The organism is Streptomyces sp. NPDC101225 (assembly GCF_044767585.1).
Taxonomy (GTDB): domain Bacteria; phylum Actinomycetota; class Actinomycetes; order Streptomycetales; family Streptomycetaceae; genus Streptomyces.
The window spans coordinates 1-10,375 of sequence record NZ_JBIWOE010000047.1 but is presented as its reverse complement, the minus strand read 5'-3'; the positions used below and the strand labels follow the sequence as shown (position 1 = coordinate 10,375).

Annotated in this window: 10 protein-coding genes and 1 pseudogene; 5 read left to right on the top strand and 6 right to left on the bottom strand. The window is 67.5% G+C overall.

Annotated elements, in window-relative coordinates; all coding sequences use genetic code 11:
• Together ACIRPX_RS39260 and ACIRPX_RS39255 are read right to left on the bottom strand one after the other, a co-directional pair.
• Positions 1–971: transposase (locus ACIRPX_RS39260; protein WP_404204433.1), on the bottom strand; the 971-nt coding region annotated here is incomplete at its 3' end.
• 893 nt (positions 972–1,864) lie between these two features.
• Entirely contained in the window at positions 1,865–2,395 is a 531-nt protein-coding gene (locus tag ACIRPX_RS39255; protein ID WP_404204508.1) for a transposase, read from the bottom strand.
• 106 nt (positions 2,396–2,501) lie between these two features.
• Here ACIRPX_RS39255 and ACIRPX_RS39250 point away from each other — a divergent pair.
• Positions 2,502–2,657, top strand: a pseudogene (locus tag ACIRPX_RS39250) (TetR/AcrR family transcriptional regulator); the annotation flags it as partial.
• A 208-nt stretch (positions 2,658–2,865) separates the two neighbouring features.
• Here ACIRPX_RS39250 and ACIRPX_RS39245 read toward each other — a convergent pair.
• From ACIRPX_RS39245 to ACIRPX_RS39230, 4 genes are all read right to left on the bottom strand, one after another.
• Complete coding sequence (locus ACIRPX_RS39245) at positions 2,866–3,219, bottom strand: hypothetical protein (RefSeq protein WP_404204431.1); 354 nt, start codon at positions 3,217–3,219, stop codon at positions 2,866–2,868.
• A complete protein-coding gene (locus ACIRPX_RS39240; RefSeq protein WP_404204429.1) occupies positions 3,216–3,920 on the bottom strand; it encodes an ABC transporter ATP-binding protein in 705 nt (234 codons plus the stop codon). Before ACIRPX_RS39240 ends, ACIRPX_RS39245 begins: the two co-directional genes overlap by 4 nt.
• A gap of 6 nt (positions 3,921–3,926) precedes the next feature.
• A complete protein-coding gene (locus tag ACIRPX_RS39235) occupies positions 3,927–5,303 on the bottom strand; it encodes an ABC transporter permease (protein ID WP_404204427.1) in 1,377 nt (458 codons plus the stop codon).
• Positions 5,304–5,371: 68 nt separating this feature from the next.
• A complete protein-coding gene (locus ACIRPX_RS39230; protein WP_404204506.1) occupies positions 5,372–6,637 on the bottom strand; it encodes an ABC transporter permease in 1,266 nt (421 codons plus the stop codon).
• A gap of 127 nt (positions 6,638–6,764) precedes the next feature.
• Between ACIRPX_RS39230 and ACIRPX_RS39225 the strand changes: the two genes are divergently transcribed.
• The 4 genes from ACIRPX_RS39225 (at position 6,765) to ACIRPX_RS39210 (ending at position 10,091) form a co-directional block, all read left to right on the top strand.
• On the top strand, positions 6,765–7,424 hold the full coding sequence (locus ACIRPX_RS39225) for a response regulator transcription factor (RefSeq protein WP_404204425.1): 660 nt from the start codon (positions 6,765–6,767) through the stop codon (positions 7,422–7,424).
• Positions 7,415–8,623: a sensor histidine kinase gene (locus ACIRPX_RS39220; RefSeq protein ID WP_404204423.1), complete on the top strand. Its 1,209-nt coding sequence runs from the start codon at positions 7,415–7,417 to the stop codon at positions 8,621–8,623. Before ACIRPX_RS39225 ends, ACIRPX_RS39220 begins: the two co-directional genes overlap by 10 nt.
• Before the next feature lie 545 nt (positions 8,624–9,168).
• The gene (locus tag ACIRPX_RS39215) at positions 9,169–9,447 is read left to right on the top strand and encodes a hypothetical protein (protein ID WP_404204421.1); all 279 of its coding nucleotides are present in this window, start codon (positions 9,169–9,171) and stop codon (positions 9,445–9,447) included.
• A gap of 386 nt (positions 9,448–9,833) precedes the next feature.
• On the top strand, positions 9,834–10,091 hold the full coding sequence (locus ACIRPX_RS39210; RefSeq protein WP_404204418.1) for a hypothetical protein: 258 nt from the start codon (positions 9,834–9,836) through the stop codon (positions 10,089–10,091).
• The last annotated feature ends 284 nt before the right edge of the window (positions 10,092–10,375 follow it).

Below are 10,375 nucleotides of genomic sequence, written 5' to 3'. Positions count from 1 at the left end.
CCGGCTCCGGCTCCGGCTCCGGCTCCGGCTCCGGCTCCGGCTCCGGCTCCGGCTCCGGCTCCGGCTCCGGCTCCGGCTCCGGCTCCGGCTCCGGCTCCGGCTCCGGCGGGAGTGTCGCAGGTCTCGGTGAGGTGGACCTTGTAGCCCATCCAGAACAGGTCTTCGCCCTTGGCCGCCCAGCGGGCATCGGGGCCGTAGGGGGAGGCCAGACGGAATTGGCCGGGCGGGACACCCTCGTCGTCGGCGTCCCGCTTCTTGATCACCTCCCGTCCCCGGGTGTCGGTGCGCAGGTAATAGGTCTGCACGAGGATCTGCCGCAGGAGCCGCACAGACTCCATCTCACTGACCCAGCCGGGGGCGTCGGGGGCCCACGCCGCCCGGCACAACGCCAGGGCATCCTGCCCGAAGACCTGCGCGAGCCGGTCGCGTTTCGTCTGCGAGGACGGCATCCGCCAGCCGTCCACCCTCGGCCCGTAACGGTGAGCGAACTCGGCCACGTCGACCTGTCCGGCCAGCCACGCCGGTGCCGCGACCGCGAGGGCCTCCAGAGCCGCCCGCACGCTCTCCCCGACCAGCTCCAGACGGTTCAAGTCCCGCACCGCGCTGATCACATGGGTGGAATCCGTGCGCTGCTTGCCCCCGGCGGTCACCAGGCCCTCGTCCCTGCAGTGTTCCAGGAGCCGGTCGAAGACCACCCGTTCCATGCCGTGCCCGGCCAACCGGGTGCGGACCCGGCTCAGCACGCTCGCGTCGAACCCCGTGTCCGTCAGCTCGGCCCCGAGCGCGTACTTCCAGTCGATCACCCGCACCGCCATCGCCGCGGCCTGCCTGTCGGTCAGATCCTCAGCGAACTGCAACACCGTGACCAGCGACAACACCCCCGGTGACAGTCCCGGCGCACCGCGCACCCCGAACGCATCGGCGAACGGCTCGTCGGCAAAGACCTCCGCGAGCCGATCACGCACCCGCATCGCCAGGCTCCCCTGCGGGAACGCCGCCCGGGCCACCATCGCAGTCTGCGCCGGAACCTCCGGCAGCCCCTTCGACCGCATCGACAACCGCATCACCCCCACAGCCGCACGACAGGACAACGGCCGCACGGACGATCATCCCGCGCCCACCCGTCACCCCGCACGGAATTGCGCAGCAGAGTCCATAAACAGAGCAAAACCCGACCCACCCATATCACGCACCAGCTCGTTAGGGTCCGTCGTCAAACGGATCTTGCCTAGAACGGGAACGACGCGAGACTGACCGCTGCTTCGTAAAAGGTGGCGTTCTTGCCGTATCTGGCGGCAATGCCGCGGAAGCCTTCGAAGCGGTTGAACAGCGCTCAACTGCGTTGTACAGACGGTAGATCTGCCGATCGAATGACGGTGACCGGTCGCCATGACTACCTCGGCTATGCCGGTGCCGCTGCTACCCGCGTTCGACGTAATTCGTCTCACCTAAGGGCGAGAAGTGCCCGCTGACCTGCAGACTCTCCACCTGCGGCTCGAATCGCCCGTGTCTCTAGGCATAGAGACACGGGCAGGTCAGCGACATGGCCGATCGGGCCGGCGGCTCGACAATGGGCCGAAGAGTGGAGGGCGCAAACCATTCTGAAGCGGGGCAAGTTGACGGCCTCAGGGCGAGGTCCGTGATCGACGCTCTATCGTCGATCACGGGGCGGCTTGGAGGCGACGTGCGGCCAGGTCCTCGGAGACCGCACCGGAGAGCCTCGCCACCTGCGGAAACGCGAGCGCCTAGAGCAACGACCTGCGGCAGCCGAGAAGGCGAAACCGCAGGCCAGCGGGCGTGCCGTGGCTCCACGGCTCCGAATTATACTTCGAACCCGGGTGCTAGAGATCTTTAACGGCTGGGGTTACGACGGTTGGAGGTCGAGTCCGGTCTTGGCCACGAGGCCCTCGAGGAGACCGGGTCGGTACTGCATCCGTTTCAGCCGCGTTTTCACCAGCGCGGTGAGCTGGTCGAAGTTGCGTTTGGTGAGGTTGGCCAGCGACCGCTTCAGGTGCGACCACACGCCCTCGACCGGGTTGAGCTCGGGAGCGTACGGCGGCAGCTGGTAGACGGTGAGCCATAATCGGGCGGCGATCAGCTCCTGCATGGTACGGCTGACGTGCGTGTTCAAGTTGTCCCAGATCAGGACGACGGGGCCACCGAGCTGTTGGTGTGCGGCGTCCAGCAGGCGGGCGTAGTCGGTCGCGGTGAAGCCTTTGCGCCGGCCCTTGGCGGGGCCGCGGTCGAGGTGGATGCGGTAGATCAACCGGGGCCTGCGGCCGGCCTTGATGCAGATCAGCGCGGCCGTTGAGACACGCTTGGTGCCCTGCGCGGTGACCCGCACGACCGGTGTGTGGCCACGGCGGCCCCAGGTGCGGCCTTTGGGCGGCCTCAGGCCCTGCCCGGCCTCGTCCTCGAAGCAGACCCAGGCGCCCAGGTCCGCCGCCCTCTATTTAGAACTCAGAGGTCGATGACGATCTTGCCCTTCACGTGGCCGCACGGCGGGCGACCTCCGCTCCGACATCACGGCCGAAGACATCGCCACCGCCCTCATCGGCATCTTCACGGTGGCCCCCCGGCCCGAGCAGGAAACCACGGCCAATCGCCTGCTGAACCTGCTGATGGACGGCCTCCGACCCACCGCCCAGCCGACCTGAATCCGATCGGGCCCCACGGGATAGGCACCACCACCTTGGAGCGCCGCAGGAGCCACCACCCCGTCGAACCTCCCGGTCACAGCACCAGGAACTCCACCCAGCTGATCCCACGACCGAAATCGAACGGCTGCTGGCTGCGCCGCCTCCCGATGTGGTGAACATCTGCTGTCGGTTCTCGTGGACAAAGCCAGCCAGACGCTGGTGTTGCTCACGGTGTCATGGGCTGTGCGCCGTCTTGTCCGACGGGGTTGTACTGCCTGCAGGCGTTGGCGGCCTCGGGGGTGACCTGGGTGTCAAGTTTCAGGCCGCCTCGGGCCTCGTCCACCTCGGCGTTGGGTACGCCGTTCTTGCGCAGGCAGTCGGCGTACTGGCGGACCTTGTCGAGCCAGCCCTCCGGCAGGTCGGGTGCGGGGGCGCCGCCTTCGAGCTGTCCGTTCTGCTGCTGGCCCTGCGGCGCCTGGCCGCCGTTGCTGCCGGAGGGGCCGTCGCCGCCAGCGCCGCAGGCCGACAGGAGCAAGGCGCAGGTCATGGCTGCCCCGGCGGCCCATGCACGGGTCCTCATCGGGCGTTCACCTGCTCGGTGAGTTTGCCCTTACGGAGGGTGAGGATGCGGTCGGACTGGGCGGCCAGTTGCTGGGAGTGGGTGACGACGACCACGCATTTGCCTTGGTCGTGGGCGAGTTCACGGAACGTGTCGATGATGCCTTGGGCGGTGTCCTCGTCGAGGTTACCGGTTGGTTCGTCGGCGAAGAGGATGGAGACGTCGCAGGCGAGGGCGCGGGCGATGGCGACGCGCTGCTGCTGGCCGCCGGAGAGCTGCAGGACGTTGCGGGTGGCCATGACCTTGTCGAGGCCGACCTTCTCCAAGAGCTGGAGGGCGTGGGATTTGCGGCTGCCGGTGGCGGGGTCGGTTCCGGTGATCTCCATGGCGCAGGTGACGTTCTGCAGGGCGGTCATGTAGGTGAGCAGGTTGTACTGCTGGAAGATCGTGGCGGCATGCTTGTTGCGATAGCGGCCCAGGCCCAGGGCCTTGAGGTCCTGGCCGTCGTAGCTGATGGTGCCGTGGGTGGGTTCGTCGAGGCCGCTGGCGAGGCTGAGCAGGGTGGTCTTTCCGCTGCCGGAGGGGCCCAGGATCGTGTAGAAGGTGCCGCGTTCGAAGGAGTAGTCGATGTCCTTGAGGACGGTGGTCCTGCGGCGCTGGCCCGAGTAGGTGTAGCTAACCTTGCTCAGGCGGAGAATGGTCTGGTCTGCGGTGGTGGTCATGACGGATCAGTTGCCCTTCGTGAGGATGGAGCGGGGGCTCAGGCGCAGGACCGCGCCAGCCGGGATGGCGGTGGCGAGCAGGCCGATGCCGATGCCGATGCCGCCGACTGCGGCGAGGTCCGCGGGATCGAGTGAGACGTCGATCTTGTCGATGGGGTCGGCGTTGTCGACGGGCTGGTCGTCGCGGTCGATGCCCTCGCCGAGGCCGGTGCTGCCAGGAGCCGGAGGCTGCCAGGAGTCGATCTTCTTCTGAGCCTGTGTGGCTTCCTTGCCGAGAAGCGCCTGGCCCGCGTTCTGGGTCAGCTGCGGGGCGAACAGTGAGCTGAGCCCAATGGCCAGGGCCGCCACCACGACGATTTCCAGGGCCTGCTGGGTGATGAGCTTCCACTTCTTCTCGCCAATGGACACAAGCACGCCGTATTCAGTGCGGCGCTGCTTGACCGCGAGGTTGACCAGGAGGGCCAGGACGGCGGCACCCGCGATGCCGATCAACCACATCGCCAGGTTCGCGGTGGAGCTGATGCTCTTGAGCGGGCCGGTCATCTGCTGGATCGCCTTGTCGTTCACGTCCAGCTTGAAGCCGTCCAGGGCGGAGCCGGCCACCTGCTGTGCCTGGTCCTTGAACGTCTTCTGCGCGTCGGCGCCGGTGAGCAGGAAGGACGCCTTGCCGACCTTCGGGGATCCGCCGCCGGGCGCGCCGAGTGCGCTGAAACCACCGACCGTGCCATAGATCATGTTGGCCGGAGCGATCCGGTACTCCGGGTCTGGTTCGCTGCCCGGGGCGCGGTAGATGCCGCCGACGGTGAAGGTGTCGCTGGTCTTCTCGTCGTTACCGGTCAGCTTGACCTTGTCGCCGACCTTGAGGCCGTTCTCACGGGCGAAACGCTCCTCGACGAGGACCTTCTTCTTGTCCTTGTCCGCGGCCGTCAGATGCTTGCCGGACAGGAGCTTGAACTTGCCGCTGCGAAAGTCGGCCAGGAGTGAGGAATCGAGCACGCCCTGGCCCACGGTGCCTCCGGGGCCCATGGGCTCGCCGGAGCCGCCGGGGACCAGCTTGGCGCCATCCTTCACGATGACGCGGTCCCACATGGAGTACGTGTACTTCTGGACCTGGGGCAGGCGGCCCATCTTGTCGACCACAGAGGCGTCGATCTGCGGGGCCTGCATTCCACCACCCCTCTGAGACAGTGCGTCCGTGTCCATGCCGAGGTTGACCTCGGCACCGACCGACTGCTTGGCCTCCTGCTCGGCCTGGCCCGTGGCACTGTTGATCAGCACACCGGCCAGCACCATCACGGAGATGACCAGGAACGTGGCGAAGGTGATCAGCGTGCGTCCCTTGCGGGCCCACAAACTGAGCACCGCACGTTTGACGAAATTCATGAAGTATCGGCTTTCTCAAGATTTGTACGGAGCCGTACGGAACGGTGTGGACGGCTGTGTGCCGTCGGCTATTCGCTGTCGGTGAGGATGGAGCGGGGGTGCAGGCGCAGGATCCCGATGCCGGGGATGGCGGTGGCGACCAGGCCGATGCCCAGGCCGATGCCAGCGACCTTTCCGACGTCGGCAGGCTCGATGCGCACGACGGGCGCACCAACCTCGGCATCCGGGTGCTGCGTGGAGGTCTGCCGCTGGGCAGGGGTCAGCAGGGCGTCTCCCAAAGCGGGCCCGGCGAGCTGTCCGGCCAAGGCCGCGACGGCGACCGCGGGCAGGCACATCGCCGCGACCTCCACCAGGTGCTGGCCGATGAGCTTCCTCTTCTTCTCGCCCATCGACAGCAGCACCCCGAGCTCACGGCGACGCTCCCGCATCTGCAGCATCACGATCAGCCCGAGGATGAGAGCGCCGGCCAGCGCAATCACCCAGACGATCATTCCGGCGAACGCGCCCACCCGCTTGATGGGGCCGACCTGGTCCTTGTACGCCTTGTCGTTGACCTGGAATGTGAAGTCCGAGCTGCCCAGCAGCCGCTTCGCCTCGGCATGCAGCTGCTCGGCCTGCTCCGGGGATCCGATCTTGAAGACGGCCTCGTCGAGCTTCCCGGCACCGCCGAGCTGCTGCGCGACGCCGATCGGTACGTACAGCGTGTTCCCGGGCAGCTCGTTCCGGGGCGTCCACTGTGTCGGGTCCTGCATGGGGTCCTGAAAGATACCGACGATCTTCACGGGGATGGAGCGCTTCCCGTCCGCGGACCGGACCGTGAGCGTGTCGCCGACCTTGAGGCCGTTCTTCTTGGCCAGGCGTTCCTCGATCACCGCGACGCGGTCGCCGGCGTCCTTCGGTGTGACGCCGCGCCCCGAAGTGATCTTCGTCGAGCCGTAGGAGAACGGCAGCAGCATGTCCGAGTCCCTGACCCCGTTCACTGCCAGCGGGGGCTGGTCCTTCGCCCCGTCCCGGCTGCTGCCCGGCTTCGGCAGCTGAGAGGTGAGCGGCTTGAAGCCTTGTGCGTCAGCCGTGATGGGGAGCAGCGGGTTGTAGCGGGTCACCGGCGGCTTGCCACCGAGGCGGTCGGCCAGTTCGGCAGTCAGCGCCTTCGTCTTGACTGTCACGTCGACGCCGATGCTGCGCTGTGCATCGGCCTCCTGGCGCGCGGCCGCGGAGCGTAGCAGAAACCCGCCCAGTAGCAGGGTGCAGATCACGACGAAGATGCCGAGCAGGGCGGCGGTACGGGATTTCCTGACGCGCAGGCACGTTCCGGCCCGCTTGACGAAGTTCATGCCGACTAGTGGAGCAGTCTGCCGTGTGCAGCAGGATAAAGGTGTTACGGCCGCATAAGGCCGCCCCATGTCAGGGCACCCGCCATGTTTATCTGCCCGCAAAGGCGACCCTGCTTTCATGGGCGACATGAGAATTCTGGTAGCCGAGGATCACCGGGTGCTCGCCCGTACCATCGCCACCGGTCTGCGCCGCGAGGCCATGGCCGTCGACGTCGCCCACACCGGCGACGCCGCCGAGCGCATGTGCCTGCTCACCGCGTACGACGTCCTGGTCCTCGACCGCGACCTGCCCGTCATGAGCGGCGACGAGGTCTGCCGACGACTGAGAGAACTCGACGACCCGCCGCGCATCCTGATGCTCACCGCAGCAGGCGCACTGAGCGACCGCGTCCACGGCCTGACCGTCCTCGGCGCCGACGACTACCTGCCCAAGCCCTTCGACTTCGCGGAACTGGTCGCCCGCATCAGGGCTTTGAGCCGCCGCACACCCACCGCTCCCCTGGCCGTCCTGCACCACGGCCCCATCACCCTGGACATCTCCCGGCACGAAGCACGCCTCGATGGCCACTCCCTTGATCTGACCCCCAAGGAGTTCGCACTCCTGCGCCTGCTCCTCGAAGCCCAGGGCGAACCCGTACCGCATGACGACATCGTCCGTGCCCTGTGGGACGAGAATCTCAGCCCTAACACCAGCGTGGTCCGCGCCACCCTCAGCAGACTGCGGGGCAAACTTGCCGACCCCGGCCTCATCACTGCCACCGGACTGGGCTACCGGCTGTGCGACTGAACCTCCGTACCCGCCTGGGCCGGCTGCCCTTCCGCACCCGCCTCGCCGCAGCCATCTCTGCCCTGTTCCTCCTCGCCGGCGCACTCCTGCTCGCGTTCGTCGTACTCCTCGCACGCCACGGAACAGCCCAGCACGTCCAAGGACTCGCGGTCACCTACAGCACCGGCACATCCGCCGGTGACAGCAGCACGTTCGAACCCACCCGCCCCACACAACCCGGAGCACCCCCGCTTTCCCCCCGGTCCGACAGCGCCGAGATCCAGAAGATCGACCAGAGCATTCAAGCTGTGCAGAACACCGCCTTGAACCAGATGATTCTCTGGTCCGGCATCGGCCTCATCCTCATGGCCCTCCTCGCAGGACTGGCCGGCCGGTGGCTGGCCGGACGCGCCCTGCGCCCTGTCGCCTCCATGACCCAGGCCGCACGCCGGATCAGCGAACAGAACCTGCACCAGCGCCTGGCCCTCACCGGCCCCGACGACGAGCTGCACCAACTGGCCGACACCTTCGACTCCATGCTCGACCGGCTGGAGAAGTCTTTCGCCAGCCAGCGCCGCTTCATCGCCAACGCCTCCCACGAGCTCAAGACACCACTCGCCGTCCAGCGCACCTGCCTCCAAGTCGGCCTCGCCGACCCGCTCCCCGAACACCTCACCGACGTCCGTGACGACCTGCTGGCCACCAACTGCGAAGCCGAGCAACTCATCGAGTCCCTGCTGCTCCTCGCACGAAGCCACCGAGGCCTGGACACCGCCGAAACCATCGACCTGACCACCACCACCCGCCTCATCACCGCCGAGTACGCCTCACAATCCCGCACCGCACAGGTGACCATGCACCTCTCCGCCGACGCACCCCTGACCGTCCCCGGCGACCCCGTCCTGCTGCGCCACATGCTCGCCAACCTCATCCGCAACGCCATCCAGTACAACCACACCGACGGCGAGGTCCACGTACGCGTAGATGAACGAGCCGTGACCATCGCCAACACCGGACCATCGATCCCCGTCGACCGGATCCCGGACCTCTTCGAGCCGTTCCGCCGCCTCACCCCCGACCGCACCGGGAGCGATGGCCACGGCCTCGGCCTCTCCATCGCCGCCTCCATTGCCGAAGCCCATCACGCAACCCTCACCGCCACCCCCAGGGCCACAGGCGGACTCGTCGTACACGTCACCTTCCCTGAAAGCCCGAGCTGACTGCGGCGCAAGGGGCTATGGAGCGCGGCCCGTGGTGCGTACCGCCAGAAGGTCGGCGGCCCGCACAACGCTGCCAGCGACGCGAAGCTCCTGATCGAGAAACTGCACCTCATGGGCGCCACGATCCCCGCCCAACGGTGGTGACCGGGACGCCGCTACGAGCCGACCGCCGTGGCGGTGCCGTCGTCGGCCTGTCCGCCGTGCGTTCGGCGGCGGGCCCGTTCTCGTCTTCCCAACGGCCGAACGGGCCGTCGAGGCCGGGACCGCCCACGCCCCGGACGAGCGCGCCGCCCTTCATCCGGTGCAAGTCGGGGCGCACCACCGTACGACGCACCAGACGCACGCCCGGCTGGTACTCCCGAAGCTACGGCGAAGGCACATGTACCTCTGCGTAGCTGATGTGACGCAGCGTCACTCGCGTGAATGACCATCTCTGCGAGTTCCGCGAGGCCCCTCGGGCCGATCAGATCACCGCAGGTCGCGTTTCGCAGAAGCCCTCTCAGAACCCGGGTGTTCTGCGAGACCCTTTCTGCGACACTGATCGTGTGGATCTGACGCCCGATCAAGCCGCGAACGCGGTAGAACGCAACGACTGCCCCAAGTGCGAAGTACCCGCCGGAAGTACGTGCCGCACCCGCGGCGGGAAGACCGCGACGAAGTACCACACTCCGCGCTTCGTCCTCATCGCCGCGCTTCGCGAGGAACTCGAAGTACTCGTCCCCACCGACCGCTCACCTGACCATCCCTGGAAGCAGGGTCCGGCGCCGACCGTCGTGCCCGCGCAGCGCGACGCGAAGCCGATCCGTATCGGGCACGCCCGATAGCTGGGCATGAGACGTGTCCGGTCGATCGATGTCGACTGCGGGCCTGACGGTTTGCCGCCCAGGTCGGCGGGGGTGCGCGAGGCCGTGTCTCACGTAATCGGCCTCAGCAGGGCCGGATCGCGACAGCGCCCGAAGGGACACAGACGTTCACCCAGCGGACCATCGTGCAGCATGAGCCTCCGGCTGCGGAACCTGCAGCTCCAGCGGTGCGGACCGCGCAGCCGACCGAACCCGCTGCTCAACACGACTTCTCCCTCATCCCGTCCGCAGCTCCTGATGGGGCCCCGGCCGCCGAGGTGGCGGTCGGTCCGGCAGCTACTCCGGCCGCAGGCTGTACCGCCTTCCCTGTGAGGACCGATGGTCCGGGAGCTCGCCAGGAGCAGTACGTGCAACCAAAGGCAGCACCCAGCGAGGGAACACCTTGGGCTCACGGTCCCGGCCGCCCCAAGGACATCCCCGAGACCGCTGTCATCCTCAACCAGCGCATCATCACCCGCGAGAGCCTCGACTCGTCGGTCCCCGCCGCGCTGAAGCCCAAAAAGCGGCTCAAGCGCTTCGCGCTCGACAACGAACTCGACCACCTGCCCATCGGCGACATCGTCTCCGTCGCACTGGACGAATGGCTCACCACCCGCGGGTTCTAACCCCCACTGCAAGGCACGGGGCGGCCACCGCCATGCAGGAGGCGGCCGTCCCGTGCCGACTATTCCAATAGCTCTATGGGCGGATAGCTATTCGCCTATCCGGACCGACCGGAGCCAATGTCGTGCCTGATCACTCTCCGTACGCCCGCCAGCTGCGGGAAATCGCCGACGCGCTCGACGCCCAGTGTCAGAAGCCGTATTCCTATCGATCATGAGGACGGCTCTGATCGAACAGGTTCCCTGGTCGGGTGATCTTGGCCGCGCGGGCGCATGAAAGCAGGGCC